21 protein-coding genes and 2 pseudogenes are annotated in these 26,216 nt (G+C 68.3%); 9 read left to right on the plus strand and 14 right to left on the minus strand.

Annotated features, from left to right (window positions below; all coding sequences use genetic code 11):
- Window positions 1-29: 29 nt before the first annotated feature.
- Together ACQUQR_RS09970 and rfbB are read left to right on the plus strand one after the other, a co-directional pair.
- Window positions 30-1,103, plus strand: a complete 1,074-nt coding sequence (locus tag ACQUQR_RS09970) for a glucose-1-phosphate thymidylyltransferase (RefSeq protein WP_435196326.1) — start codon at window positions 30-32, stop codon at window positions 1,101-1,103.
- 247 nt (window positions 1,104-1,350) lie between these two features.
- The gene (gene rfbB / locus ACQUQR_RS09975) at window positions 1,351-2,286 is read left to right on the plus strand and encodes a dTDP-glucose 4,6-dehydratase (RefSeq protein ID WP_435196327.1); all 936 of its coding nucleotides are present in this window, start codon (window positions 1,351-1,353) and stop codon (window positions 2,284-2,286) included.
- A gap of 90 nt (window positions 2,287-2,376) precedes the next feature.
- Here rfbB and ACQUQR_RS09980 read toward each other — a convergent pair whose 3' ends face one another.
- Genes ACQUQR_RS09980 through ACQUQR_RS09990 form a run of 3 tightly spaced genes read right to left on the minus strand, consistent with a single transcriptional unit; the run spans window position 2,377 to window position 6,163 of the window.
- A complete protein-coding gene (locus ACQUQR_RS09980; RefSeq protein WP_435196328.1) occupies window positions 2,377-3,459 on the minus strand; it encodes a DUF1616 domain-containing protein in 1,083 nt (360 codons plus the stop codon).
- Between the two features lie 53 nt (window positions 3,460-3,512).
- Complete coding sequence (locus tag ACQUQR_RS09985; protein WP_435196329.1) at window positions 3,513-4,178, minus strand: ABC transporter ATP-binding protein; 666 nt, start codon at window positions 4,176-4,178, stop codon at window positions 3,513-3,515.
- Window positions 4,175-6,163 (minus strand): DUF4129 domain-containing protein, encoded by a 1,989-nt coding sequence (locus tag ACQUQR_RS09990; RefSeq protein ID WP_435196330.1) that lies wholly within the window; start codon window positions 6,161-6,163, stop codon window positions 4,175-4,177. Before ACQUQR_RS09990 ends, ACQUQR_RS09985 begins: the two co-directional genes overlap by 4 nt.
- Before the next feature lie 81 nt (window positions 6,164-6,244).
- On the opposite strand from ACQUQR_RS09990, the gene ACQUQR_RS09995 reads away from it, so the two are divergent.
- From ACQUQR_RS09995 to ACQUQR_RS10005, 3 genes are read left to right on the plus strand one after another with little or no spacing between them, the layout of a single operon-like run.
- Window positions 6,245-7,642 carry a DUF58 domain-containing protein gene (locus ACQUQR_RS09995; RefSeq protein WP_435196331.1) on the plus strand — a complete coding sequence of 466 codons (1,398 nt, stop codon included), beginning with the start codon at window positions 6,245-6,247 and terminating at the stop codon, window positions 7,640-7,642.
- 1 nt (window position 7,643) lies between these two features.
- On the plus strand, window positions 7,644-8,132 hold the full coding sequence (locus tag ACQUQR_RS10000; protein ID WP_435196332.1) for a hypothetical protein: 489 nt from the start codon (window positions 7,644-7,646) through the stop codon (window positions 8,130-8,132).
- Window positions 8,129-8,986: a hypothetical protein gene (locus tag ACQUQR_RS10005; protein WP_435196333.1), complete on the plus strand. Its 858-nt coding sequence runs from the start codon at window positions 8,129-8,131 to the stop codon at window positions 8,984-8,986. The genes ACQUQR_RS10000 and ACQUQR_RS10005 overlap by 4 nt, the downstream gene beginning before the upstream one ends.
- A 29-nt stretch (window positions 8,987-9,015) precedes the next feature.
- Here the strand turns inward: ACQUQR_RS10005 and ACQUQR_RS10010 are convergent, their stop codons facing one another.
- The 9 genes from ACQUQR_RS10010 to ACQUQR_RS10050 are packed head-to-tail and all read right to left on the minus strand — an operon-like array spanning window position 9,016 to window position 21,050.
- On the minus strand, window positions 9,016-9,990 hold the full coding sequence (locus ACQUQR_RS10010) for an AAA family ATPase (protein WP_435196334.1): 975 nt from the start codon (window positions 9,988-9,990) through the stop codon (window positions 9,016-9,018).
- Window positions 9,983-10,951 (minus strand): DUF4350 domain-containing protein, encoded by a 969-nt coding sequence (locus tag ACQUQR_RS10015; RefSeq protein WP_435196335.1) that lies wholly within the window; start codon window positions 10,949-10,951, stop codon window positions 9,983-9,985. Before ACQUQR_RS10015 ends, ACQUQR_RS10010 begins: the two co-directional genes overlap by 8 nt.
- Entirely contained in the window at window positions 10,952-11,227 is a 276-nt protein-coding gene (locus ACQUQR_RS10020) for a hypothetical protein (RefSeq protein ID WP_435196336.1), read from the minus strand.
- Window positions 11,228-11,249: 22 nt separating this feature from the next.
- Window positions 11,250-12,839 carry a sodium:phosphate symporter gene (locus tag ACQUQR_RS10025; RefSeq protein ID WP_435196337.1) on the minus strand — a complete coding sequence of 530 codons (1,590 nt, stop codon included), beginning with the start codon at window positions 12,837-12,839 and terminating at the stop codon, window positions 11,250-11,252.
- Window positions 12,832-15,633 (minus strand): FtsX-like permease family protein, encoded by a 2,802-nt coding sequence (locus ACQUQR_RS10030; protein ID WP_435196338.1) that lies wholly within the window; start codon window positions 15,631-15,633, stop codon window positions 12,832-12,834. Before ACQUQR_RS10030 ends, ACQUQR_RS10025 begins: the two co-directional genes overlap by 8 nt.
- Before the next feature lie 10 nt (window positions 15,634-15,643).
- Window positions 15,644-16,861, minus strand: a complete 1,218-nt coding sequence (locus tag ACQUQR_RS10035; protein ID WP_435196339.1) for an ABC transporter permease — start codon at window positions 16,859-16,861, stop codon at window positions 15,644-15,646.
- The gene (locus tag ACQUQR_RS10040) at window positions 16,858-18,087 is read right to left on the minus strand and encodes an ABC transporter permease (RefSeq protein ID WP_435196340.1); all 1,230 of its coding nucleotides are present in this window, start codon (window positions 18,085-18,087) and stop codon (window positions 16,858-16,860) included. Before ACQUQR_RS10040 ends, ACQUQR_RS10035 begins: the two co-directional genes overlap by 4 nt.
- Entirely contained in the window at window positions 18,080-18,760 is a 681-nt protein-coding gene (locus ACQUQR_RS10045) for an ABC transporter ATP-binding protein (protein WP_435196342.1), read from the minus strand. Before ACQUQR_RS10045 ends, ACQUQR_RS10040 begins: the two co-directional genes overlap by 8 nt.
- 43 nt (window positions 18,761-18,803) lie before the next feature.
- Window positions 18,804-21,050 carry a PGF-pre-PGF domain-containing protein gene (locus ACQUQR_RS10050; protein WP_435196343.1) on the minus strand — a complete coding sequence of 749 codons (2,247 nt, stop codon included), beginning with the start codon at window positions 21,048-21,050 and terminating at the stop codon, window positions 18,804-18,806.
- A 108-nt stretch (window positions 21,051-21,158) separates the two neighbouring features.
- On the opposite strand from ACQUQR_RS10050, the gene ACQUQR_RS10055 reads away from it, so the two are divergent.
- Window positions 21,159-22,247, plus strand: coding sequence for a PGF-CTERM sorting domain-containing protein (locus ACQUQR_RS10055; protein ID WP_435196344.1), 1,089 nt, complete (start codon window positions 21,159-21,161; stop codon window positions 22,245-22,247).
- 30 nt (window positions 22,248-22,277) lie between these two features.
- Window positions 22,278-22,811, plus strand: coding sequence for a metal-dependent hydrolase (locus ACQUQR_RS10060; protein ID WP_435196345.1), 534 nt, complete (start codon window positions 22,278-22,280; stop codon window positions 22,809-22,811).
- A 231-nt stretch (window positions 22,812-23,042) separates the two neighbouring features.
- Here ACQUQR_RS10060 and ACQUQR_RS10065 read toward each other — a convergent pair.
- Window positions 23,043-23,539, minus strand: a pseudogene (locus ACQUQR_RS10065) (metal-dependent hydrolase).
- Entirely contained in the window at window positions 23,539-24,084 is a 546-nt protein-coding gene (locus ACQUQR_RS10070) for a hypothetical protein (protein WP_435196346.1), read from the minus strand. Before ACQUQR_RS10070 ends, ACQUQR_RS10065 begins: the two are co-directional and overlap by 1 nt.
- Before the next feature lie 334 nt (window positions 24,085-24,418).
- Between ACQUQR_RS10070 and ACQUQR_RS10075 the strand changes: the two genes are divergently transcribed.
- Together ACQUQR_RS10075 and ACQUQR_RS10080 are read left to right on the plus strand one after the other, a co-directional pair.
- Window positions 24,419-24,907 carry an SWIM zinc finger family protein gene (locus tag ACQUQR_RS10075; protein ID WP_435196347.1) on the plus strand — a complete coding sequence of 163 codons (489 nt, stop codon included), beginning with the start codon at window positions 24,419-24,421 and terminating at the stop codon, window positions 24,905-24,907.
- Window positions 24,897-25,822 (plus strand): annotated as a pseudogene (locus ACQUQR_RS10080) (transcription initiation factor IIB). The gene ACQUQR_RS10075 and the pseudogene ACQUQR_RS10080 overlap by 11 nt, the downstream one beginning before the upstream one ends.
- Window positions 25,823-26,216 lie beyond the last annotated feature (394 nt).

A 26,216-nucleotide genomic window follows, 5' to 3' on the forward strand; every position in this document is an offset into this window, starting at 1 on the left:
TTTATCCAGACCGTGATGAAGAAGTGATCATGAAGGGAGTTCTCCTCGCCGGAGGCACCGGGACACGCCTCCGCCCAATTACGCACACAGGACCGAAACAACTCGTTCCGGTGGCCAACAAACCGGTTATCCAGTACGCAATCGAGGACCTCAAACAAGCAGAGATACAAGAGATAGCTGTGGTCCTCGGGAACAAAGGACAAGAAGATGTTCAACAGTTCTTGGGTGACGGATCGTGGTTAGGGGTGGATATCACATACATCGTACAGGGCGAACCGCTCGGCATAGCCCATGCGGTAGGCTGTGCAAAGGAATTCGTTGAGGATGATCCCTTTGTCGTGTATCTCGGGGACAATCTGTTGAGAGACGGTGTCGTCGATCTGGTCGAGAGTTTTCAAGCGGGGGATTTCACTGCGGGTATCGCGCTACAATCCGTAGATGACCCGAGTAGGTTCGGGGTTGCAGAGTTAGACGAAGACGGCCAAGTGAGAAGACTTGTCGAAAAGCCGGACGAGTTTGTGAGCGACCTTGCACTAGTCGGAATCTATGTTTTCAGCCCGAGTATATTCGAGATTATAGAGGGACTCACCCCCTCCGACCGAGGAGAGCTTGAGATAACGGAGGCGATAGATGTGTTGGTAGATTCGGGCGAGAAAGTGGATTCACATGTCGTCAAGGGATGGTGGAAAGACACCGGTAAACCGGAGGATATTCTTGAAGCGAATCGGCTAGTTCTGGAAAGCCATACCGGTTCGCAGAACGGTGTTATCGAGGAGGATGCGGAAGTCACGGGGAGTGTAGAGCTCCACAAAACGGCAGAGGTTCGAGACGGTGCAGTAGTAAGGGGACCCGTCAGTATCAACCGGGGGACGGTTATCAGAGCGGGAGCCTACGTGGGACCGTATACCTCAATCGGCCCCAACACAGTCGTGGAAGGAGTCCACGTCGAAAACAGCGTTATCGTGGGCGACAGTACGATTACGACGGACGGGAGGATAGTCGACAGTCTCATCGGCAGGGGTGCAGCCGTGACGAGCGCGAGGGATTTACTCCCGGAAGGACGCCGACTCGTCGTGGGAGAGAACTCGAAACTGAAACTCTAACAATGCGTATTGAGACACTCTCTTGCCCAGGTTGTGGAACAATCGTCGCGGGAAACGTCCTCGAGACGGAGCGCGTGATGAAATGTCCGCGGGTAGCCTGCGACCGCGTGCTCCGGTTCGAAGACCTTCCAGACGAGATACAGGCACATTACACCGAGAACAGAGAACGGTACCAGATGAACTGATGGGGTAGAGACAAAGCGTTTCGGAGCGCAAGCTAAATTACTGCCGGTGGCCACCGTCCGATATGCGACTCCTCGTCACCGGTGGTGCGGGCTTCATCGGCTCGAACTACGTCCGGTACGTACTTTCAGAGACTCACGCCGAGGTCCTCACGCTCGATGCGCTCACGTACGCTGGTGACCGATCGAACCTCGATGGCATCCCCGAGGAGCGCCACGAGTTCGTCGAGGGTGACATCACCGATAGAACTCTCGTCTCCGAACTCGTCGCGGACGTAGACCAAATCGTGAACTTCGCCGCGGAATCGCACGTCGACCGCTCGATCGAAGGGGCACGGCCGTTCGTCGAGTCGAACGTCGCCGGCACACAGACGCTCCTCGACGCGGCGGTCGAACACGACATCGACCGCTTCGTCCAGATATCGACCGACGAGGTGTACGGGGAAATCGAGGAGGGTGTCTTCACCGAGACGGACCCTCTCCACCCCCGAAACCCCTACGCCGCGACGAAGGCGGCCGCGGACCATCTCGCCCTCTCGTATCACGAGACCCACGACCTCCCCGTCGTCGTCACGCGCTCCTCGAACAACTTCGGCCCGCGACAACATGCAGAAAAGCTCATTCCGAAGCTCATCCAGCGTGCCAGTACTGGCAAATCACTGCCCATCTACGGCGACGGGTCGAACGTCCGCGAGTGGATCTACGTGGAAGACAACTGCCGAGCGGTCGATCTCGTTCGGCGTGAGGGAGCCACCGGCGAGGTGTACAACATCGGAAGCGGTGACGAACGGACGACGGTCGAGGTCGCACGGGCCGTCCTCGAGGAGGTCGGTGCGAGCGAGGACCTCATCGAGTTCGTCGACGACCGGCCGGGACACGATCAGCGATACGCGCTCGACTCGACGAAGCTACGGAAGCTCGGTTGGGAACCGAAGTGGTCGTTCGCGGAGGGGCTGGCCCGCACTGTCGAACGGCAGTTACAGCCAGAGCGGGAGCGCTGAGGGCGAGAGAGTTCTGGACGGGATTCACCAGACCGGTGAAGGGGCGTTCGGAGTGACCGGAGTGACCCCCCAGGAGGTGGGCAGACGCTATCAGGCCTCCCTGAGCGGCGGCGCTTCGACGCTGTCGGCCGGGGCAGACACGTTCACCCAGAGGTGGACCTCGCGGTAGGCGTTCTCCGTCGTCGGGTTCGCTGGGGGCTCGCCCCTGTAGAGGAAGTAGGTGAGCCGGAGGTTCTCGCCCGTCATCGCCGGGGCGACGGAGTGGTTCCGGTGCCACGTCTCGTTGTGTGGGAGCGTCACCTCGAACGTTCGGAGGCGCTGGGAGTCGAGCACGCGTGTCGTATTGTTGGCTGTGAACTCCACGTCCTGGATCGCCGTGACGACGGTGTAGTTCACCCGTCGGTGCTCCTGGTTGCCGATGCCGACGTAGAGATATCGCGGTTCACCGCTCGTGAACTCCTGTGGGTAGCCGTCGGCGACGAGCTCGCCGTCCTCGCCCTCGGTGAGGAGATAGAGTTCGGTGAACGCCTCGCCCTGTTTCGGGACGGCGACGGCGTAGCCGACGCTCCCGACCGCGAGGAGGATCGAGAGTACGAGCAGGACGTTGAGTGCACCGTCGGTCCGCGTCTCGGGCTCGAACAGTTCCCCTCGGGCAGCAGCCAGCCACGTTCGCCACGGGACGGCAAACCGGTCCTCCGGTGGCAGCTCACGGCGGCGGACGGCAGCGATAGCCGTCGCACCGAGCGTGAACCCCGAGACGCCGACCATGATGGGGACGAGCCGGATCCCCCACGGCGTGAAGTTGAGCACGAGGCCGATGAGCGGGACGATGGCGATGGAGGTCCCGAAGGCGAGCGCGACGCGCTCGATGCCGTCGATTCCCTCGCGGTCGGTCTCGGGGGGCTCGGAGGGCTCGGAGGACTCGGAGGACTCGGCAGCCGCCTCCTCGTCGAGGTCGTCCGGCGTCGCCCCTGCCTCAGGAAACAGCGCCGCGATGAAAGCGTAGCCGGGGACGAACAGGACGAACGGGAGCCCGACGACGACGCGGAGTGGTGTCTCGTTCACCACCGGGAGGAAGACGGCTCCGACGGTGAGCGCCACCAGCACGAGGACGGCGGCGAGATCGGCCGGAAGCGTTCGGAGCCACGAGGGCAGGAGGAACCGCCAGCGCATACGCCTCGATGTGTCTACCGACATAAAAGTGAGTCGGTCACGCATGCAGTCGATTACCGCTGTAATCGGCCGCCTGTGAGGGTACGCGTTCGCTCCACGCCCTCGAACGACGCGTCGTGGCTCACGACGACGAGCGCGACACCCGTGTCCCGCTGCACCGAAAAGAGGAGCTCTCGGATCGCGGCAGCGGTGTCGGGGTCCAGCTGCCCCGTCGGCTCGTCGGCGAGCACGATCCGAGGTCGGTTCGACAGCGCACGGGCGATGCCGACGCGCTGGCGCTCCCCGCCGGAGAGCGTCGCCGGATACTGATTGTGCAGGTCAGCGATACCGAGCCGGTCGAACAGCTCGTCGACCCACGCGTCGTCCTCGCTTCCCCCGTGTTGCTGCGGGAGGAGCGCGTTCTCGCGGGCGGTGAGATCCGGGATGAGCTGGAAGTCCTGGAAGACGATACCGATGTGGTCGCGCCGGAGGCGCGCTCGCTTCCGTTCGGAGACCGCCAGCGCGTCGACACCGTCGACGACCAGCGCTCCGGAATCGGGCTCCTCGAGGAGGCCGAGGACGCTGAACAGCGTCGTCTTGCCGGCCCCGCTCGTCCCCCGAACGAGCGTTCGGGAGCCCGCGGGGACCTCGATGTCGAGCCCGTCGAGGATGGCCGTGCCACCCCGCGAGAGCCGGAGATCTCGGGCGTGAAGCACCGAATCGCTCGCGTTTTCGCTCATCGCACCGCCTCCGCGGCGTCGATGGCCTCGGCCGCCGTCGTCGCGTCGATACCCTCGGGACTGAACGCGGCGGCCTCGTAGGCTCGCGTGAGCCGGTCGAGCGCGTCGGCGTCCGACACCGTCGGCTCCACCGCCCGGTAGAACTCCCAGTGGGTCGCACTCTCGAGGCTCGCGTCACCGACGCGCTGCCGGACCGCCGCGTAGGCCCGCTCGACCGCGGCCGTCGGGTCGTCCTCGAGGATGGAACGGGGCTCGGTGAGGGGTTCGAACGGGTCCGCGGGTGTCTCCATGGCACCGTCGGGCGAATCGGACTGCGGTTCCTCGACTGCGGACGAAATCGGTCCCTCGTCCGCTGACACGCGGCCCCAGGCGAGGAACAGCCCGACGCCACCGAGCGCTAATACGATGAGACTCCCGACGAGAACGAGAACCGAGGGAGTATTCGAGCCTTCACCGTTGCGGCCCAGAACCGGGAAATCACTCGCATCATCCCCACGGGCTGGAATCCGAAGTCGGGTCGACGCCTCGCTCCCATTGAGGTTTCCTCCCCCCGAATAGACCGCCGTGACCTGTGCGACAGATGCGTTCGGAACCGGAACACTCGCTGCGTACGCACCCGTCGCGTTCGTCCGGACTGTCGCGACCCGCGAGCCGTTCACTTGAACGGTAACGGGTTGTCCCGAGAGTGACAGGCCGTCAGCCGTTTCGAGCCGCCCAGTCACGTCGAGCGTGTCTCCGACCTGTGTGGCCACCGTGAGTCGGGTGGCCGTCGGCTCGACACGGAACGACGCGTTCGTCGATGCGGGCCCGATGGCCCGGTCGTCCCCACCCACGCGAACCGAGAGCTGTTCAGTGGCCGTGCTAACGCTTGCTGGGAGCCGGCCAGACAGTGAGAAGCTACCGTTCTTTCCCGTCGTACCCCTCGCGAGTACGTGCCCGTCCGCGGTGAGCACCACCGGCACGTCTGAGACTGCGGCGTTATCGACGGTTACCTCCCCCGACGCGTCGACCGGGTCGCGGTAGCTCGCACGGTCGGTCGATGTAGAGAGAGAGACCGTCGGTATCACCATCGAAACCGAGACGTTCGTCGTAGCGTTACTCCCGAGGTAGACCGACGTGGAGTCGGGGACGTACGCCACGCGGACTGCTGTCGTCCCCGTCGGAAGCCTGACCGGGCGATAAGCCAACGAGAACGCCCCCGTCTCGTTCGTACGTGTGGTAATCGACCTCCTCTCGATGCGGAGTCGAATCCGGCGGTCCGCGAGGGCGGTACCGTTCTCGTCTGTGAGCCGCCCCGTGAGCGAGAGCGGTTCGCGAAACGAGATCGACTCGTCGTACTCGTCGAGTGTGACCGTCGTCGGCGTGAACTCCGCCGCGCGGATATCGGCCTGCTGACGCTGTATCTCGTCGGTCGTGTTCTGCGTCACGTTCGTCGCCACCGACAGGTCGGCACCCGTCTCGTTCTCCACCACTGTGTACGACCGCGTGACGTTCCGGCTCGCCTGTGTGACGTTCCGGGCGTCCCGCTGGAGCTCGCGGGCGAGTCGACGGGCGCGGCGTTCGTTCCCGTTCTCCTTGGCCTCCAGATACTCTCGGCGTGTCTCGTTGTACTCCTGTACCCGCTCGGCGTACTGCTGTTGTTCGGTCCGAGCACGGCGGAACGACTCCCCATCACCGTCGTTTCCAGTGTCACCCGCCACGTCCACGTATTTGCCGAGCGTCTCGCTGTACTCGTCGCCGAGGAGGTCACGCCCCTGTTCGTACTGCCCCTGCGAGATCTGGATGGCGCTCTCACGGAGCCGACTGGCGAGTTCCCGTTCGAGGACCCCTGAGAGTGCATCGAGATCCCCGTTTCCGTTCGTCGCATCGGGGTCGACGTGCTGCGTCGTCGTGTTGTTGTCCGCCGCCTGTGGCGTGAGTGCGGCCCCGGCTGGAATCGCGAGGAGGGCCACGAGCAAGAAGGCGATGGCGACGGCGCGGTTCACATCCCGTGAGTGTAACTGCCGATATATCAACGTGTTCCTCCGGACGGGAACATTCAACACGTTCCACGCAGGAGTTCCGGCGTGTACGTCACGCGCCACTACTGGCAAACGGCAACGCTCGGGGGCGCACTCGCCGTTGCCGGCGTCGTCCTCTCCCGGCCGGAGCTACTGGTGGGGACGGCGGGTATCGGCGCGTGGCTCCTCTCGACACAGCTCCTCGCTGGCCGTCGGTTCGCCCGAACGGACGACGCACTGTCGGTCTCGCTGGTCGCGGACCGCGACCGCGTGCTGGTCGACCACCCCATCGGATGGACGCTCCGCGTCGAGGCCGCGGCCCCGCTCCCGGCTCCGGTCGACGTTCGTGCCGCGCTCCCGCTTCCCGCGAGACTCGAGGACGGCGACCGTCACCTGACGCTCGCCGCCGGTGAGACCGCGGCCGAGACGCACTTCACGGCGCGGCTCACCGTCGCCGGCCGGTTCGAGGTTCCCGAGCCGACCGTGACGCTTCGGGAGGGGAACTATTACGAGGAACTCGAACGCGGGACGACACCGACGCTCACCGTCGAGCCGGCCGCCCCCCGCGAGCTCCACGTCGGCGAGGGCGGGGAACGCATCGCCGCCTACGGCGTCCACACGACCGGGCGTCAGGGGACGGGGCTCGACCCGAGCGAACTCCGGGAGTACGTCGCCGGAGATCCCGCCGACCGCATCGACTGGAAGGCGACCGCGCGGCTCGGTGCGCCGTACGTCCGCGAGTTCGACATCGAGACGGACCGCCAGACCCTGCTCGTCGTCGACCACCGGGGGCGGCTCGACGTGGGCCCCGCCGGCGAGACGATGCTCGCGTACGCGACGGAGGTCGCGCTCGGCCTCGCGAACGCCACGAGCGCCGCGGACGACCCGCTCGGGCTCTACGCCGTCGGCGACGAGGGGCTGACCGTCCGCATGCCCCCCGGGACCACGACGGAGCACTACGACCGACTCCGGACGCACATCCGGGAGCTGGAGCCGACGGCGGGCCGGATGGCCACCGATGCCGTCGGCCGGCCCGACGAGGCCCGCGCGCTCCAGCGCGCCCTCGACGGTGACGACGCCTTCGCGGCCCGGCTCCGGCCGTTCCTCACGGACTCCACGGCCTACGTCGAGCGGCTCGGCGCGGACCCGCTGTTCGACGCCATCCGGAGCGCCCAGACTCGCGTCCCCGGCTCCACATGGACCGTCATCATCACCGACGACGGGGACCGCGCGCAGGTTCGGGAGGCCGCCCGGCTCGCGGCCCGCGGCGACGACGGCGTGGCCGTCTTCCTCCTCCCGCGCGTGCTGTTCGCCCCCGAGACCGACCCCGACGAGACCTACCGTGAGTACGTCGCGTTCGAGGAGTTCCGTCGCGAACTCGCCCGGCTGCCGGGCGTCACCGCCTTCGAGGTCGGGCCCGGCGACCGCCTCGACCGCGTGCTCGCCGCCGCACCCACCAGCTGATATGTCCCGTCCCACCCGTTCCACGATCCGAGACGCACTGCGGCCGACCCCGCTCGGGGCGGCAGGACTGCTCGCGACCGCGCTCGCGTTCGTCGCGCTGGGCGGCGGCCGCGGGGTACTCGCCGGGGGAGCGCTCGTCCTTCTCGGGTCGTTCCTCCCCGCGCCCGCCGCGTACGCGCTCGGACAGGGGCTCGCGCTCGCGGCGCTCCCGTCGCCCGGCATTCTCCCGCTCGCCGTCGTCCAGTCGCTCCTGCTCGTCGTCCTCGTCGGCCCCGCGACGGCGGACCACGCCACCGGCCGACTCGTCGGCCTGACGGCCCTCCTCACCGGCGTGCTCGCCACGGGAGTCTGGACCGCGACGCAGACGAGGGACCTGCTTCCCGTCGGTGCGGCGCTGGTCGGCGGGGTCGCGTTCGTCGCCTATGCGTTCCACCGGTACGAGCGCGTCCGGCTCGGGCTCGCTGGGGGAGAGGGAGGTGAGCCGGCGTGAGCGCGACGAACGGAAGGCGGCCGGACGACGCGGAAGCCGACCCGGAGGAGCCCCTGGACGGGGAGCCGGACGCGGAACTCCTGCAGGCCCGTATCGACGCGCTCGAAGCCGAGAACGATCGCCTGCGAGAGCAGTACGCGACGGCCCAGCGGAGCCGGTACCGGAAGAGCGCACTGGGCTTGTTCGTGGTCGGCGGCGTCGCCGCGCTCGCGGCGTTCATCTTCCCCGCCGCCGCGGACGTACTGTTCGCGCTCGCTGCCGTCGGCGCCTTCGGCGGCGTCCTCACGCTGTATCTCACTCCCGAGCGGTTCGTGCCTGCGTCGGCCGCGGAGCGCGTCTACGCCGCCTACGCGACGAGCGAGTCCGAGCTCTCCGCGGCGCTCGGGCTCTCCACCACCCGGACGTACGTCCCCACCGACGGCGAGCAGCCCGCGCGGCTGTTCATCCCGCAACACGCCGACGCGCCGGTGCCCGCCGCCGACGCCATCACGGACCCGCTCGTCGCCACCGCGGAGACCCGGGGCCGGACGCTCGTCCCGACGGGCGCGACGCTGTTCGATGCCGTCGAGTCCACGTTCACCGGGGGGATCGCCGACGAGCCGCGCACCATCGCCGACCAGCTCGCCGACGCCCTCACCGAGGGGTTCGAGCTGGCCGACCGCGTGGAGACCGACCTCGCCGCGGGACGGGCGACGTTCGCCGTCTCCGGCAGCGCGTTCGACGAGGGGTTCGACACGCCGCCCGCATCGCTCATCGGTGTGGGGTTCGCGGTGGGGCTGGACGAGCCCGTCGAGGTGGAGCTCTCGGAGGCAGAAGACGCCGAGTTCGCGGTGACTGTTCGCTTCGACACCTGAGAGTCGACACCTGAGAGCCGATGCCTGACTCAGTCGTCCGCTGGTGCCGGTGAGAGCTCGTCAGCGCCCGGCGGCGTCACGTCGTCGAGGATGTCCTCGATGATCTCGTCGGCCGAGACGTCCGAGAGCGTCGCGTCCGCGGAGAGGATGAGCCGGTGCCGGAGGATCGCCGGCGCGAGCGCCTTCACGTCGTCCGGGATGACGTAGTTCCGGCCGCGGATAGCCGCCCGGGCCTTCCCGGCGTTGAGGAACGCGAGCGTCGCCCGCGGGGAGGCCCCGTGTTGGACCAGGGGTGCGTCGCGTGTCGCCGCGACGATATCGAGGACGTACTCCCGGAGCTTCTCGGCGACGTAGACCTCACTGACGGCCTCGCGGGCCTCGCTGATCTCGTCCGGGGTCGTGACCCGCTCGACGGTCTCCGCGTCGAGGTCCGGGCGGTCGTTGAACCGGTCGAACAGCTGGCGTTCCTGCTCGCGCTCGGGGAGGTCGATGGTGAGCTTGAACTGGAAGCGGTCGCGCTGGGCTTCGGGGAGTTCGAAGGTCCCCTCCATCTCGATGGGGTTCTGCGTCGCGACGACGAGGAACGGGTCGGGAAGCTCGAGAGTGTCGCCCTCCACGGTGACGCGGCGTTCCTGCATCGCCTCCAGGAGCGCGGACTGCGCCTTCGGCGTCGCGCGGTTGATCTCGTCGGCGACGACGACGTTGGCGAACACCGGGCCCTTGCGGAGTTCGAACTCACCCATCTGTTCGCGGTAGACGTACGTGCCCGTGATATCCGCGGGGAGGATATCGGGCGTCATCTGGATGCGGCGGAAGTCGAGGCCCGTGGTGCGGGCGAACACGTTCGCGAGGGTCGTCTTGGCGATACCGGGGACCCCCTCGAGCAGGACGTGGCCGCCCGTCAGAAGCGAGATGGTGAGTCGTTCGAGCGGCTCTGCGTTGCCGATGAGGACGGTCGAGGCCTCCGCCCGGACGGACTCGTACAGCGTTGCCGGGTCAGTCATCTGTCCCCCTCTGGGGGCGCATCCCCCATACACCTGTCGTCAGCCGCACGACACGAGCGGGGATCGACCTCAGTCGGCCCGCACCGACCACGGCCCCGACGAGCAGCGCCACGACCCCGGCCTGCAGGAGTGCGTTAGCCCGGACGCGGAGCAACAGCGCCGCGAACGGCGGCTGGCTCCCGGCGTGCGAGTAGTCGAGGAGCACCCGGTCCGCGGCCAGCACGTTCCCGGCGAACGCGCGGTTCCCCTCCCGATCCAGCATCGCGTTGATGAACAGCGAGGGGTCGCTCACGACGATGACCCGCCCCTCGCCGACGGATTCGGCGGTGACGACGGGATACGCACGCAGCGGTTCGGCGTCGTCGGGCTGGCCGTTCGCGTTCGCGTCGAGGTAGGCGAAGCCGGACGCGCGGGCGACGACAGTGGCGTTGCCGGGCTCGACGGCCGTGCCGTAGTTCAGCGTGAGCTCGTCGACGCCCTCGGTGTACGGCTCGACAAGCGAGCGATTCATCGGCTCGTCGACCGGCTCCGCGAGCGGGAGTTCTGGGGCCCGGTAGTGGGTGCGCTCGTCGCGCAGCAGCGTACCGTTCACGCGCGCCGTCGCGCCGACCGACCGGAGGAGGGCGCTCCCGTGCGGGCCGAAGTCCTCGGCCACGACGAGGGTGCCGCCGCGCCGGACGAACCCCCGAATCCGGGCGCGTTCGCTCTCGTTGTAGCCCGTCTCGGGGGAGAGGACGAGTGCGACCGTATCGTCGCCCGTGAGGGCGTATGCCGAGGTGTTGAGGAGTATCTGCGGCTCCGCACCCTCCGACTCGGCGACCGCGCGGAGCTCGCTCGCGCCGTCCCACGCGGGGTTGTACGCACCGAACGCCGTCCCGGAGGTGAAGCCGGCGACGACGACCCCGACGAGCACGGCGCAGACGAGCGCCCCGAGCAGGACGCGTGGATACTCGATGCGCACTCAGAACACCCCCGGCGGGAGGATCTGGAGGATGCGCCGGATGACGATGTAGCCGAAGACGAGCAGGCCGAGCCCGATGAGCCACTTCAGCCGAGAGCGCCACCGCGGCGTCACGGCGAACGGGGCGGTGAGTTCGGTGACGACGAGAAAGCCGATGAGCGTCGTCACGAAGAACAGCTCCTTCGAGAACGCATCGAGCAGGGCGAGCGCGAGGACCATCGCCACGGCCCACGCCACCTGCGCGCGGACGAACCGTTCCCGCCGAGCCGTTGCCATACCCCCTCTGTGTGGTGGTCCCTTACGTAGCTGTCGGCTCACAATCACCCGGCGCGACGACGGCAGCCGCAGGGGTCCCGCCCGACGAGTAGACGAGGTCGTTGCCCGCGCGGAAGCGGTTGTACCGCCCCGCGTCGAGCGTCTCGGCCGGCAGTGGGTAGAAATGCGCCCCCTGCGTGACCCACGAGCGCACGAGCAGCGTGGGGCAGTCGGGTGGGGGCCCGCCCCGGAGCCACTCGCGGGCGGAGTTCACGCTGGCGTTCCCCGCGGCGTAGTAGAGCGGGCCGGGGCGCGAGAGTCGGTGGTCCGCGACGTAGCGGTCCGTGTGGTCGGTGGCGAAGGAGATGGCCGCGAACTCCGTCGGCTGGACCGTCTTCGGGGCCGTCCCGGTGTCGAGGTGGATGTACGCGAACGGCACCGAGGCGACGGCCGCGAGGACGAGCGCGACCACGGCGACCGTGCGCCATCGGGTCCGGACCCGGAGCGCCACGAGCGCCGCGAGCGCGAACACGCCCGGATGTGCGAACGTCTGGGCGCGGATGACCGTCCCGAAGAACTGGATTCCCGGCGAGGTCGTGAGTGCGAACCAGACGACTGCGAGTGGGCCGGCGACCGCGGCGAGCAACGCGCCGGTACGGCCGATCGACCCGCCGCCCCACACGGCGAGCCCGACGGGAACGACGAACAGCGCGACGAGGCCGAAGACGACGGGCGGGGTCTCGGTCGTGCCGGGGAATACGGGTACCACGAGGTTCACCGCGGCGACGAGGAACAGCGACCCCATCGCAGCCCCGAGCGCCAGCCGTCGCCCCGTGTGACCCGTGCCGACGAACCACGTGACGAGCACGACGAGCAGGCAGACCCACGCGAGCAGCGCGCCGGGGTACTCCCGCACCAGCCCGGAGTACGTGAGTTCGAGGCCGACACGCTCCGCGACGGTGTAGTAGCCCGCGAAGTACGCGGCGAAGCCGAGGCTGCTCGCGAGCGGGAGGGCCGCGGCCCGCGGGCGTGGGTCGCGGACGAGCGCCCACGTCGCCAGCGCGGCGAGCGAGACGACGGCGATGAGGCTGCTGAGGTTATGAAGTGGCGGATACGCCAGTGCCAGCAGCACCAGCACGGCGAGCCACGCGCGCCGGCGCGTCCGGAACGCCTGTGCGGCGGCGAGGAGGAACACGGGCAACAGGAGGATGGCGAACAGCTCCTCGTCCGGAACCCCCGTCCGCCGGAGGACCATCCCCGAGACGGTGAGCGTGAACCCGGTCAGGAGCGCAGCGGCTCGGCGGTCGACGCCGAGTCGAGGGGCCGTCCGGGCGGCGAGCGCCATTCCGGTGAGCCCCGTCGCAGCCCCCGCGACCGCGACGAACGGCTGGGCGAGCGTGAGGGTTCGGACCCCGGTGACCTGCCCCGCCGCGGTGAGCAGGAGCGTCGTCACGAGTTCGTCCGACTGAATGTCCGTCGCGGTGAGCGACGGGGAGACCTCGGCCGCGAGCCGGGCGTACCGGAACCCATCGAGCGTCGCGGGCAGCGGGCTCCAGTAGAGGTAGGCGGTTCGGAGTGCCAGCCCCACGGTGAACACTGCGAGGACGGCGAGGACGCCGATGCGCTTACGCATCCGACGCACCTCCGAGCAGCGCCGCCGGTGGCGCGCGGAGCAGACGGGCGAGCGCCACGCCAGCACCCGCGAGCGTGACCGCGAGCGCCCCGGCGACGGTGGCGAGGATGAGGGGAGGTGAGGGGTACGGCTGTATCTGCACCCCGTAGACGGTGAGCAGGCCGAGCGCGTCGAACGCGAGGAGCGCGAGCGTCCCCCCGACGACGGCGAGCAGGCTCGCGGCGAGCCCGATGCGGAGCGCGTCGGCGAGCACCAGCCGGGCGACCGCAAGGGGCCCGGCACCGACCGCACGGTGGACACCGATGGTGCGCCGCCGGCCCTGAATCGCCCCGGAGAACGTCGACGCCGTGCCGCCGACGGCCATCAGGCCGCCGAGCAGCAGCAGCGCGGCGACCGCGAGTTCGAGGTTCCCGAAGGCGACGGCGACGGCCTGCCCGATGCCCGTGGTGCCACTGCGCCCCCCGACGGCGAGTGCGGCGACCAGTCGTTCGTCACCGGTGACGGTGTACGTGGTCGCGGCGACGGCCTCCCCGTCACTGCTGACCGTGATATCGTAACGCCCCGGAGATTGCCGGGCGAGCGTGTGCTCGATGATGGTTCGGTTCCCCGCCGTCAGCGTGACCCGTCGCTCGAAGGCCGCGCTCGGCGTCTCGACCGTGAGCGTTCGGGTTACCGTCTCGTTCCAGGGGTTCCGAACGCGGAGCGAGAGCGTCGGGCGGGTGACGAGACTCGGCCGCGACGGGGAGACGCTGACCGTCGCGTCGAGGTCGCGGCTCGCGCCCGGAGCGACCGTCGTTTCGACGCTGGTCGTCCGGTTACCCCGGGTCGCGGTGACGGTGACGGAGCCCGGCTCCGAGAACTGCAGTCGGGCGTAGCCGTTCGCGTTCGTCACCGCGGTTCGGTTCCGTGCGTGTACCTGGACCCCCGCTACGGGGGTTCCGCCCGCGTCGACGACGCGCAGGAGGGGGTCGCCGTTCGTCGGTATCTCTCTGGGCACCTCGACGAGCCGAATGGCGTCCCGGTCGAGGACGGAGACGGGTCGCGTCTCCTCGCCCGCAGAGAGGGTCGTCTCGCCCGTTTCCTCCGGGGTGAACCGCACCGTTGCGGTCCGGGTCCCCCCGGCCGGGACCGTCGCAGTCACGGACTCCACGGTGTCGCCGAACCGAACCTCGACCGTGTGCTCGACCCGGGAGAGCCCCTCGTTCCGGAGGGTTACACGAGCCCGGAACTCGGTGCCGACGGCGACGGTGTCTGGTGCGTCGAGGTTCGCGACGGTCACGTCGCCGGACGTGCCGGAGACCTCGGGGAGCCGAGCCGCACGGATGAACTGGACCCGGTCGGCGCGCATCTGGTGGAGGTGGCGAGCCGTTGCGAGGGGAACGACCAGCTGGTCGTCCGTTGAGCCGGCCGCCGTGAAGGTGCCGACGACGGTGACGCGGGTGACCCCCGCGTGGGTGCTCCCCCCGAGGAGGACCGTCTCGCCGGTCTCGACACCGAGGGTGTCCGCGAGCCCCGCCCCGATGACGGCCTCGTCGGGGGCTGTGGGGGGACGACCCGCCGTGAGCGTCGCATCCGAGAGCTCGGCGAAGGCGGAGAAGTTCGCGCCCCTCGCCGGAAACGCCTGGCCGTCGCGGACCGCGAACAGGAGGATTTCGGCGCTAGCATCGACGCCGCGCGATTCGAGGACCGCGGCGTAGTCGGCGGGGACCTGGCTGGCGATTGGGTGGGTCGCCCCCGGTTCCGTTACCGTCGCCGTGTCGGTGCTGGCGACCGGGGCCGCGACGCTTGCGACGCCCGCGAGGAGGAAGACGAACGCGATGAACGCCGTCAACGTCGCGGCCGTGGGGACGACCGTCCGGGAGTCGAGAAGCGAGGGGGTGAGCCACGAGCGGGCGGAGCCGTTCGAGGACCCGGCCGAGGCCTCCCCGGAGAGTCGCGCGGGTGCGCGCCGGGACGCGGGCCAGACGGCGACGAAGGCCGCGAGCAGGGAGACCCCGACGAGACCGCCGTAGAGGACGACCAGCACTCGCGCGACCTCGCCGGTGACGCGCGTGGCGAGCGAGGTGGGGAGGCCGGCCATCACCGCGACCGTGACGACCGTGTTCGTCAGGACGACCCCGAGGCCGTAGCCGAGGAGGACGGCGAACCCGACGACGAGACCCGTTCGGGCGAGGAACAGCCGACGGACCTGTCCCGGCGTCGCGCCAGTCGACCGGATGACCCGGATCGCGGTGGTGCGGGCGCGGACCGTCGTGCGCGTGACGCTGAAGACGACCACGCCCACGAGGAGCGCGGCCAGCACCGCGACGACTCCGAGGACGGCGAGCAGGTCGCCCGTCCCCGCGAGGAAGAAGGCGAGGGCACCCCGGAGCGGAACCCCTTCGTCAGGGACCGTCTCGCCCGGCCCGAGGACGAGCGCGCCGTCGGGCGCGTCGAGGCTGCCGGGCGGAACGACGGCCCACGCGTCGGGGAACAGCGGTTCGACGGCCTGTCCGGCGACCGTGGCATTGGTCGGGACGGCGACGGCGAGCGGGCTCGCGCCGGCTTCCGGTCGCTCGGCGTACGGGAGGACGAGGTCGTCCGGGGTCGCGGCGGCCTCCGCGGCGGCGACCGAGTCGTAGCCGTCGGCCGCGCCCACCGAGTCCAGTTCGGCCGCGATGCTCGCGGTCTGGCCCCCGACGGCGAAGACGACGAGCGTGGTGCCCGTGAGGAACGCGACGGCCAGGCCGACGGTGAGGACGGCGAGCTTGTCGCGCCGAGAGAAGCGCGTACAGAGTGCGCGACGGTAGCTCATCGGGCCCCCCTCATCGCAACACCGACACGGGTGAGAGCCGTGCCACGCGCCACCCGGCGACGAGCGAGCCGAGTGCCCCCATTCCGACCGCGATACCACCGCCCAGTCCGTACACCCACCACGGCGTCTTGATGAGGTTCGGGAACCCCGAGAGATCCGCGGCGACGCCGTTCACCAGCTCGACCGCGAACGGGGTGAGCCCGAGCCCGAGCACCGCACCCGCGAGGCCGAGCCAGACGCCCTGTGCGACGACCATCGCGACGAGCGACCGGCCACGGACGCCCGCGGCCTTCACCGCCGCCAGCTCCTCGCGCTGCTGGTAGACGAGCAGGGCGAGCACGTTCACCACGAGGATGAACCCCGTGACGACGGCGAGGACGACCATCGTGATGGCCCCCGCGACGACCGCGGCCTGCCCGCCGACGATGGCGCGCACCTGCTCCTCGTTCGTCCGCGCGTCGAGTTCCGGGTGGGCCCGTTCGATGTTCGCCGCGACGGCGTCCGGGTTCGCGCTCGACTCGACGTTCACCGCGATGAGGGCGGCCGGGTCCGTGCCGGTCGTCCCCGAGACGGTCTGGAGTTCCGCGAGGGGCATCGCTACCGTCGGCGACCCGAGGAACGTCGAGAACGAGCCCGAGACACCTACGACACGGAAGGGGTTCCGGCGGGCGGCCGCGAGCGTCCCCCCGATGTAGAGGGTGTCGTTCACACCCACGTCGTACCGCTCCGCGACCTCGCGGCTGACGATGACCCGGTGGGTCATCGGCCCGTCGTAACTGCCGTTGGCGTAGCGGGGGTCACCCGGGGCGAGCCCCGGGCCGTCGACGAGGATTTTCGAGTCGTTGCCCTCGCTCACCCCCACCCCCACGACCGAGTCGAACTCCGATTTGTTGGTGCTGACGTAGACGGCCTGGAAGGCGAGCGCCTGGGCGTCCGTCACCGCGGGGCGTGACTCGATGTCGGCGGCCACCTCGTGTGCCTCGTGGATCGGGTTCTCGACGCCGCCGACGCCGGGCGTCAGCGCGAGCGTCCCCCCGGAGATCCAGAGGTCGCGGTCGATCCACGAGATGGCCTCACCTCCTGTCGTGAACAGGCCGTAGCCCATCCCGACGAGGAGGGTGACGAGGAGGACCGCCAGTGCGACGCCGACGACGGCGTACAGCGCCTGGCGGCGGTGGTGCCGGAGCTGGGCGACGGCGAGCCCGACGAACGCCCGGAGCCGCGTCACGGGGCCAGCACCTCCGAGGCGCTCCCCCGTGAGACGAGAAGCAAGTAGGGTACCGTGAGCAGACCGATGGCGAGGGCGACGGCGAGCCCGTAGCCCGCGAGCAGCGGGGAGAGGGAGGCGATACCGCCCGCGCCGAGCGTCGCGTCCGCCACGGCGTTGATGAGCAGCGAGGTGCCGACCCAGAGGCCGACGCCGAGAACCCCTCCGAGCGCACAGACGACGAGCGTCTGCGTGGCGACGACGACGGTTCGGCTCAGCGGCGTGAACCCGACCGCCGCGAGCACGGCGCGGGTCTCGCTGTCCGCGGCGAGTTCGAGCCCCATCGTCGTCGCGACGAACAGACAACCGATGACGACGGCGATGAGCAGCGAGGCGACCCCCATCGCCAGCGAGAGCTGCGAGGAGGTGACCTGCTCGCGGACGCGCTCCTCGCGGGTGAGCACCCGGGAGTTCGGGTAGATCCCCTCGAAGTCCGCGGCGGTGGCGGGGGGCTCGGCGTCGACGAGGATACGGTCCGCGCTGTCACCGCTCGCGCCCGTCAGCGTCTGGAGTTCGCTGAGGTGGACGACGGCGACGGGGAGCTGCCCGAGCCCGGCAGAGCGGGGCTGTTCGACGGCCGTGACACGGAACGAGCGGTTCGCTCGGGGGGCAAACCGAAGCCCGGCCCCTCGGTCCACACCGAGCGTCTCGGCCGCCCCCTCCGAGAGCACGACCTCGTTCGTCGGCGCGCCCTCGTAACCGGGGTCGCCGGGGGTGAGTCCTCCCGTGGGGATACCGACGACCGGCGCGCCGCTCTCCGGGGGGATGACGCCGAGCGCGAGCAGGTAGGCGTCCTCGGTCGCGTTCCCACTCGCCTGCACACTCGCCCCCGTCGCGTTCGCGCGCACGACCGACACGAGCACGGGCGTCGCGTGCGTGACGCCCTCGATGTTCTCGATGCGGGTCGTCACGCGGTGGACCTGGCCGAGCCGCTGCCCCTCCACGCCGGTGACGACGCTGGAGGCCGACTCCGAGGGGAGGATCCAGTAGTCCGTCGCGCTTCCCGCGACCGTGTCGCCGGTCGCGAGGCCGAGGCCGACACCCGTCACCGTCAGCATGAGCGCGATGGCGACGGCCACGCCCACGACGGATAGTGCGGTCTGCGTCGATTCCGACCCGCGCAGGCGGCCGACCGTCCGACGGACACCGAGACCGAGGAGGCCACGGAGCCGGGCGAGTCTACCCATCCGTGCGCCTCCCGTCGCGGAGTTCGAGCACGCGGTCGGCGGCCGCGACGACCGCGTCGTCGTGCGAGGCGACGACGACGGCCCGGTCGCTCGCCAGCTCACCCAGGAGGTCGATGACGCGTGCGCCCGTCTCGGAGTCGAGTTCCCCCGTCGGCTCGTCCGCGATGAGGAGCTCCGGCTCGGTCGCGAGCGCGCGGGCGATGGCCACCCGCTGTTGCTCCCCGCCCGAGAGCTCGCCCGGTCGGTGGTCCGTCCGGTCGCCGAGGCCGACGCGGTCGAGCAGCGCCGTCGCGCGCTCGCGGCGCTCGGCCTTCGGGACGCCCTGCTCGACGAGCGGGAGCGCCACGTTCGCCCGGGCGGAGAGCGCCGGCAGGAGGTGGAACCGCTGGAAGACGATGCCGACGTGGTCGAGCCGGATGCGTGCGCGAGCCCGTTCGGAGCGTGCTCCGACGTCGTGGCCCGCGATAGTGACTCGCCCGGAGTCGGGCGTGTCGAGCCCCGCGAGGAGGTGGAGTAACGTCGATTTCCCGCTCCCGCTCGCCCCCGTGATACCGACCAGCTCGCCGGCATCGATGGCCAGGGACACCTCATCGAGTGCGACGACGGTGGGGGCACCGCGGCCTCGCCGATAGGTGCGGCGGACGGCGTCACAGGTGACGACGGGAGTGGACACTGTCGGGCGGTTCGTGTCCGCAAAGAAGAAACTATGGGTTCGGTTACTGCTGCTCGCGGTAGTAGTAGACCCCACCGGCGATGAGGCCGAGCAGCACGAGGAGACCGAGCCCGAACAGCAGCGAGAAGCCACCGCCGTCACCGTCCGGGGTGTCCGTCGGCGGTTCCGGCTCCGGCGTGGGTTCGGGCGTCGGCTCCGGCGTGGGTTCGGGCGTCGGCTCCGGCGTCGACTGCTGTTCGACGGTCACCGTCCCGACGCTGGTGCCGCTGATACCGATGTCGTAGGTCCCCGGCTCGTCGAACGACTGCGTGAACGAGACCTGGCGGGTCTCCCCGCTCGGCACCTCGATCTCGCGCTGGTCGACCCGCTCACCGTTGACGGTGAGGTTCGCGAGGAACGTCACGTCGTTCGTCCCCTGGTTCTCGACGGTCGCACGGGCACTGAACGTCTCACCGGGTTCGACCGTCGACTTCGTCAGCGAGGTCGAGGTGATCTCGGCCTGCGATTCGGACTGGCCGACGGCGAAGACGGACAGGCCGGGTGACGTCGCCTGGAAGGTGTAGTACTCCGAGTCCTCACCCGTGAGGGTCGTCCGGAGCTCCTGCCACTCGCCGTCGTGGAACCGGTAGAGTGCCGCCTGTCGGGGGGCGATACCCTGTGCGTCGAGCGTCGACTTCTTCACGCGGAAGGTGAACGTCACCTCACCGATCTCCTCGTCGCTCTGCGTGTGGGTGATGTTGAGGTAGCCGGCCGCCTTCCCCTGGCCCTTGTCGAGCGGCGGGGTGCCCGGCGGGAGGGTGTCGCTGGCCTCGACAGTCATGTCGAAACTCGCGTTCGACGTGGGCGTGATGGTCATCCCGTCGAGAGTGATGTCCGCAGACCCGCTCGCGGTGTTCGTCTCGATGGTGATGGTCCGACCGCGCTTGACGGTCTTCACGGTCACCGAGACGCCCGTCGTGGTCTTCGTCACCGTCACGTCAGCCCCCTGTGCGGGCGGCTGCGTCGGCTCTGTCGGTGGGAGCGGGTCCGGGTTACTGCCGCTGTCGTCATCGTCACCGCCGGCCGGCGGCGGCAAGTCGCCACCACCCGTCGAGGTCTCGAGGGTGATGGTCCCCGTGGAGGTGGACACCTCGGAACCCTGTTCGGCGACGTGGAGATACCGGTAGGTGCCTTCCGACATCGCGCTCGTCGTCTCGACGGTGATGTCCTCGGTGCTCTGGCCTTCGACGGCCGTCGCCGATGCGAAGAGCGTCGTCGAGGACGACGACTGCACGGCGGGCACGAACTGTCCGTCAGCGACGCTGTTCCGGAGTTCGTCGGCGAGCGCGACGATGGAGACCGGGCCGGACGTCTGGCCGCTCGTGAGCGTCGCCCCCTGGAACGATGGGGAGCCGACCACGCGCGAGATACCGTCGACCTCGGCGATGGTCGTCGTGAGCGTGGCGTCCTGCTGGAAATCGAGCGTGTCCGGCAGGTCGTTCGTATAGGAGAAGGTGAACCCCTGGTTCTGGAACGTCGTCTCGTCGTAGAGCACGACCATGTGGTCCGTCGCGCCCGACCCGAGGTTGCTGTTCGCGGTGAACGTCACGCTGCTCCCCGGTGCGACGCTGGTCGCCGAGGGCGTGACCGACGAGGCCGTGGTCTGCACGCTCGCCTGGTCGACGCCGACGATGGTGGCCGAGCCGTCGACGGAGAGGTCACCGTTCGAGACCGTGAACCCCTCACCGCCCGACTCCGTCGCCGCGAGGAAGACGTACTGGCCCGACGTGCTGAACGTGTAGCCGAAGGAGGCGTACCCGTTCGCGTCAGTCGTCACTTCGCTGACGTGCTCGAAGCTCCCGACGTCGTTGAGCTTCGAGACGGAGAAGTCGTCGAGTGCCGCCTCGAACTCGCTTTGCGTCCCCGTGACCTTCACCGCGACGAGGTCGATGTTCTCGTTCGGGAGCGCCTCTGCGCCGGTCCGTTCTTCCAGCTCGATGGTCGTCGACTGGCCAGGGCTGAACACGCCGAGCGTGTTGTAGTTGAGGTCGATGGGTGCCTCGTTCGGCGGGTCGACCTGGATTCCGGCGTTCGGGATCGTCGTCGCCGCCCCCGACTGATCGACCCGGAGCGGGAACGCGGCGCGCTCCCACAGCGACACGTCGTTCGACAGCGAAACTACTTGCCCGCTCGGGGGTGGTGCCGTCGTAGCTGCGCCGCCCGCGACACCGGCGAACGGGGCGAGCAGCAACAGCGTCACCATAACGGCCGCTTCGACGGAACGGCGTCCCTCAGATGTAGGTGATGACATTCTATTTCAAAACTATTTACCAAGCATATAATACTTCACGTTCATCTGAACGTCGATAGATACTCCAGAGTCCCAACACTTTTGCCGCGATTGGCGAATACGTGTACGATGACCGCCCGACTCGTCGCGTGCTGTCTCGCACTGCTGCTCGTCGCCGCCACGGGGGGAGTGGCGTTCGGCGCGCAGAGCGCGACCCTCTCCGTCCGCGAGAGCCAGCCCATCCCGCAACAGACGCTCAACTTCGAGAACGAACAGTATCGGACGAGCGCCCTCCGCACCGCCGCCCCCGGCGAGACAATCGTCGCCGACGTGACCGTCGACTCCAGTGACCCGTTCCGCGTCTACATCTACAACGCGGACGAGCAGATCGTCGCCCAAAAGCGCCTGTCGGCGTCCGGGACCGCGGAGTTCGAGCTCACCGACTACACGGCGGGGACCTACCTCGTCACCGTCGTACAGGACGGGACCTACCTCGCCATCCATCCGCTGCTCGTTCGGGGGTATACCGTCGACGTGACCGCCCCGGACACCGTCTCGAAAGGCGACGCCGTCGAGCTGCGCGCGGACGTCACGAAACAGCGGGGTCCCAGCGCGGAGTTCGTGGAGTTCGTCGTCACGGACGGCGACGACCGCGTCCGCGTCCGCGCCGAGGAGACGGCCGCCGGGACGTACACGGCGACGACGAGCCTCGAGTCGCTGCCGACCGGCGACTACGAGGTGTACGCGACCGTCCGCGGCGGCTCGACCGCGTTCGGCGAGAGCGAGTTCCTCGGCGTGAACGACGGCCAGTCGATGCGGGTGACCGACCCCACGCCGACACCGACCGAGACGGACAGCAGTTCGCCGGACGGCAGCCCCTCCAGCGGGACCTCGACGACGCCAGCCACCTCCACCCCCACACCGACGGTGACGCCCACCGAGACGGCGACCTCGCCCACGCCGAACCGCTCGACAGCCGAACCGACCACCCCGCCGACGGCCACACCGGAGCCGACCGCGACGCCGACCCCCGACGAGGGGCAGGCGACGCCCACACCGTCGGCCTCTCCCACGCCGACCGACGACGACATCGTCACGCCGGCCCCGTCGCCGACGCCCACCGAGACCCCGACGGAGTCGGCCCAGCCCGGCTTCGGGCTCGGGGCCGCACTCACCGCACTCGCCGGGAGCGCCCTCCTCGCGCGACGGAAGCGATAGCCCTTTTCCGCTCCGCGCGAACCCCCACCCGTGTTACCGTTCGGCCACCTCGCCGTCGGCTATCTCTGCTACTCGCTTCTCTCCCGCGCCCGTGGCCGCGTGCCAGAGGCGTGGCCCGCCATCGCGCTCGCCGTCGGCACGCAGTTCCCCGATCTCGTCGACAAGCCGCTGGCGTGGTACACCGCGGTACTCCCGTACGGCCGGACGCTCGCGCACACGCTGCTCGTCGCCGGCCCGGTCGCACTCGGCTGTGTGCTGCTCGCGCGGCGCTACGGCCCCGCCCCGCTCGCGTTCGCCGTCGGCTGGCTCTCGCATCTCGCCGCCGACGGCGTGGGCATCCTCCTCGAAGGCGAGCTCTTCGAACTCCGATATCTCGTCTGGCCGCTGTTAGGGGTGCCAGCACAGCAGCACTCCGGAGTGACTTCGTTCGTTGCGCAGTTGGAGGTGACTGCCCTGGTGCTGTTCGAGGGGGTGCTTCTGGTCGCGGCGCTCGTGCTCTGGCGACACGATGGGATGCCGGGGCTCTCTGTGGCTTGGGAGGTGTTCAGGTGGAACCGGGGGTAGTATAGCCGCGGTATCTCAACTGGTGAGTGAGGAGCCGCACTCCAGACAGACCGCCCCCAACCAGGGCTTGTCGCTGAACGTTCGTCGAGTATCTTCGCAGGTCGGACAGTATGTCTCCCCCATGCGAGAAGTAGTTGGAAGATTGACTAATAAATCCTTGCCTGCCGATTCAGAAGGGTCTGAGGACGCAGAATCCCTCCGTTTATCTACACGAGGGAGGCTCAATGAGGATTATTTCGTGGATGCAGTGGCCCGACGAACCGCGAGCCACGCCCCCATCGCGAGCCCTGCCGTTACCAGACTGGGCCAGAGGTCGGTACTGAGATAGAGCCCCGGAGTCGGAGGGTGATACTGGGTCAAGGGCCAGAAGAGCGCATAGGACTGGCCGGAGGCCTTCACGAGCATCGCATCTGCGAGAAGATGAGTGCCCGCCCCGAGCGAGAGCAACGCGGCCACGCGGCGGCGTTCAGAGGTAGCTACAGCGACTACTCCGATGAGGACTGCGATGAGGGATCCACCGAGCGTGTGGATACCGAACCAGCTGAACGGCACTCCGAGCGCGGCCGCGATTGTGTTTCCATCGATGAGGAGGTCGATCTTCGCCATATCGGGGATGAACGCGCCGGCCATCCCCACGGTGACGTACTGGGACGTGAGCCAGTCGTAGCGAGTCGAAGGAGGGTACAGAGAGCGAACGCGATGAGGGCGTGTGAGAGCAGGTCCGGCATTAGTCGGCCTCCGCGATGAACCGGGTTGTAATCGTCTCGATGGTGAGTGGGTCTTTTCGGCGAGTCACTGCGCCCGTCTCCCAGTCAATGCGCCAGCCACGAACCAAACGCCCGAGTACCCACAGGCCAGCGAGCGCTGAGACGATGTACATGTAGCGGAAGTTCCCTGCCGGGACGACCACGACGTTCGCGGCGATGATGGCTCGGTCTCCGGTAGCAGTTCCATACACCTGGACGAACTGACCGCGTTCAACTGGCTCATCGATATTGGTGATGGTGAGTTCGATGGTGCCTTTTCTTCGGGTGCCTTGGGTGTACTGGTCGTACTCGGCGGCGATGACGACTGGGTCGGTTTCGATGACCGTGCCGGCGACCTGCACGTGCTCGTCAACGTACGCATTATAGTTCGTCGCTGGGTCGTTCTCCGTTGGGTACGCGCCCAGTGTGGGCGCTGGGGTGAGCACCCCGTAGCCGACCATGAGGACGAACAGGACGGCAAGCAGGCCGACGATGGCGGTGAGTCGATGTCGCCACGACTTCGGCATTGTCCTCCTGCTGTGGGCGACGGTGGTAAACTCTACCGGGTTTGTCACAGAGTTTTGGGATGTATGGCCTCTGTGGGGTGCTGTCCTTGAGATGACACCCTGCTCATACTGTTTGGGTCCTCCTGTCTCGGAGACGGTGTCGACGGGTTCTCCACCTGTGCAGTAATGGATGAGACGAACAAGGCTTGGCCGGAATAAACGCGCCCCTTCAAATACGGTATTGCACCCTGTTCACAGCATTGGCCTGCACGGGTGGTTTGTATGCGCCCCGGCGGGCGAGTTGCTCCTCAGAGTACCCGAGTGACGTGCCAGCCATGTACTTACCCACCTTGAGGTGTCGAATCAATTCCTGAAACGCGCCCAGTACGAGGCGTTCTCCTTCACCGTGCTCGAGGAGGGAGTACTCGTGCGCAACGGGAGCTACACCAACCCCGACGACCACGAGTATCTCGTCTCCATTCGCGATGGCATCCCAACGCGGTGCACCTGTCCGGCAGATCGGACGTACGCTCCGGCCTGCAAGCACCGACTCGCCGTGGCGATTCGCAAACCGGTTCTTGATGCGGCTACGCAGTCCGCCTCCAGACAGCCGGTGACCGACGGTGGCTCGCGGGCACTACCTCAGGATGAATCCGAGCCCGCCGAGGAGCTTCCAGAGTGGTGTGACTGTGCCGAGCTCTCGGGTGGGTTCCCGTGCTGGGAGTGTTATTCTCGGGGCGGAAGCCGCTCCCAGACCGCTAACGGCGACCGCGGGGCGTTTTATCGGCCCCTGTCGGGCGAGGGGCGCTGGACGGCGTGCCTCGTGACCTCGAATGCGTGTTGATGTGTATGAACGACGGTACGATGAATCGACCCACCAGACGACAGCGAACACCTGTCCCGAGTGCGACGGCCGGGTGACGATGAATGTGGCCGAAACGGTGTGTGACGACTGCGGGCTCGTGCTTGCCTCGAACGGGGTGGACACTGGCCCGGAGTGGCGGAACTTCGCGGACCGTGACGACCGACTCGGGAACGGACGGGGGCTCCCCGCACGCCCGCACGACACGACAGAGGCCTCTCCACCGAAATCGGGTATCAGAAGGACGCACGTGGGCGGCTGCTCTCGGCGAAGAAGCGGCGACAGCTGCACCGGCTTCGGCGCGAGCACTCGCGTGCGCAACATCGAAGCAAGGCGGAGCGGAATGAGATGCACGGCTTAACCGATATCAAACGGATGACGAGCGCGCTTGGCTTCGACACTGGATTCCGTGACCGGGCGTGCCGACTTTTCTCGACGGCACAAGGTGAGAATCTCCTGTGTGGTCGGTCGATCGAATCGATGGCGGCCGGGAGTGTGTACGCGACGTGCCGATGTGATGGTCGGCCACAAACCCTCGCCGATATCGCGGCAGTCGCTCGAGTCGACAAGTCGACGCTGCGGAACGCCTACGGCGTGTTGAATCGCGAACTCGGGTTGCCCGCTCCACCGCTCGCTCCGTCGCGGTTCTTGCCGCGGTTTTGGTCGGCGTTGGACTTTTCTGGGGCAGTGGAGCAGCAGGCGGCTGCGTTGCTTGAGCAGGACGGGACGCCCGAGACGACCGGGTCGATGCCCGCGGCGGTGGCGGCGGGCGCGGTGCTGGTAGCGGCTGGGGAGGTTTGGTCTCGGTCGTTTTCGCAGGCGGACTTAGCGGAGGTCGCGGACGTGAGTGTGCCGACGGTGCGGCGGTATCGAGACGAACTTCAGGTGCGTGTCTAGGAAGCGTCTCCCAGCGTCAGGCTCCCGGGCGTCCGGGTAGTGCCGATACGGAACGATGTGAGGTCGAAGGCTCACTAAGAGCTGTAGCCGGTATGAAATTGGTATGTAGGTCCAAAACACCCTCCGCTTTGTACTCGTTCCACTTCGCGCACAGCCACGACCGTGGTGGCGCCGCATCCAGGGGGCGATCATGCACCCACTAGTCACGTTCCCCGGGATCGTTGCTGATGGCATCACAGTCGCACCTACACGACTGCTCGGTCGGTCTGTGAGGGGGATTTGTGCCCCACCAGGGGGTGGGGGCACAATAATGTGCGTCTCAGATTCTGATGTCCAAGTGACGAACCTTCGCGTTTGGTTTCGACAAACAGCACGACGACAAGACTGCGTTCCC

It is taken from the genome of Natronomonas sp. EA1 (assembly GCF_051195035.1).
GTDB lineage: Archaea > Halobacteriota > Halobacteria > Halobacteriales > Haloarculaceae > JBNTJV01.

Bases quoted from the DNA above. Each gene is read 5' to 3' on its own strand.
- ACQUQR_RS09970 (WP_435196326.1), top strand. From the start codon at position 30: ATGAAGGGAGTTCTCCTCGCCGGAGGCACCGGGACACGCCTCCGCCCA.
- rfbB (WP_435196327.1), top strand. From the start codon at position 1,351: ATGCGACTCCTCGTCACCGGTGGTGCGGGCTTCATCGGCTCGAACTAC.
- ACQUQR_RS09980 (WP_435196328.1), bottom strand. From the start codon at position 3,459: ATGCGCTGGCGGTTCCTCCTGCCCTCGTGGCTCCGAACGCTTCCGGCC.
- ACQUQR_RS09985 (WP_435196329.1), bottom strand. From the start codon at position 4,178: ATGAGCGAAAACGCGAGCGATTCGGTGCTTCACGCCCGAGATCTCCGG.
- ACQUQR_RS10000 (WP_435196332.1), top strand. From the start codon at position 7,644: ATGTCCCGTCCCACCCGTTCCACGATCCGAGACGCACTGCGGCCGACC.
- ACQUQR_RS10010 (WP_435196334.1), bottom strand. From the start codon at position 9,990: ATGACTGACCCGGCAACGCTGTACGAGTCCGTCCGGGCGGAGGCCTCG.
- ACQUQR_RS10020 (WP_435196336.1), bottom strand. From the start codon at position 11,227: ATGGCAACGGCTCGGCGGGAACGGTTCGTCCGCGCGCAGGTGGCGTGG.
- ACQUQR_RS10025 (WP_435196337.1), bottom strand. From the start codon at position 12,839: ATGCGTAAGCGCATCGGCGTCCTCGCCGTCCTCGCAGTGTTCACCGTG.
- ACQUQR_RS10030 (WP_435196338.1), bottom strand. From the start codon at position 15,633: ATGAGCTACCGTCGCGCACTCTGTACGCGCTTCTCTCGGCGCGACAAG.
- ACQUQR_RS10040 (WP_435196340.1), bottom strand. From the start codon at position 18,087: ATGGGTAGACTCGCCCGGCTCCGTGGCCTCCTCGGTCTCGGTGTCCGT.
- ACQUQR_RS10050 (WP_435196343.1), bottom strand. From the start codon at position 21,050: ATGTCATCACCTACATCTGAGGGACGCCGTTCCGTCGAAGCGGCCGTT.
- ACQUQR_RS10055 (WP_435196344.1), top strand. From the start codon at position 21,159: ATGACCGCCCGACTCGTCGCGTGCTGTCTCGCACTGCTGCTCGTCGCC.
- ACQUQR_RS10070 (WP_435196346.1), bottom strand. From the start codon at position 24,084: ATGCCGAAGTCGTGGCGACATCGACTCACCGCCATCGTCGGCCTGCTT.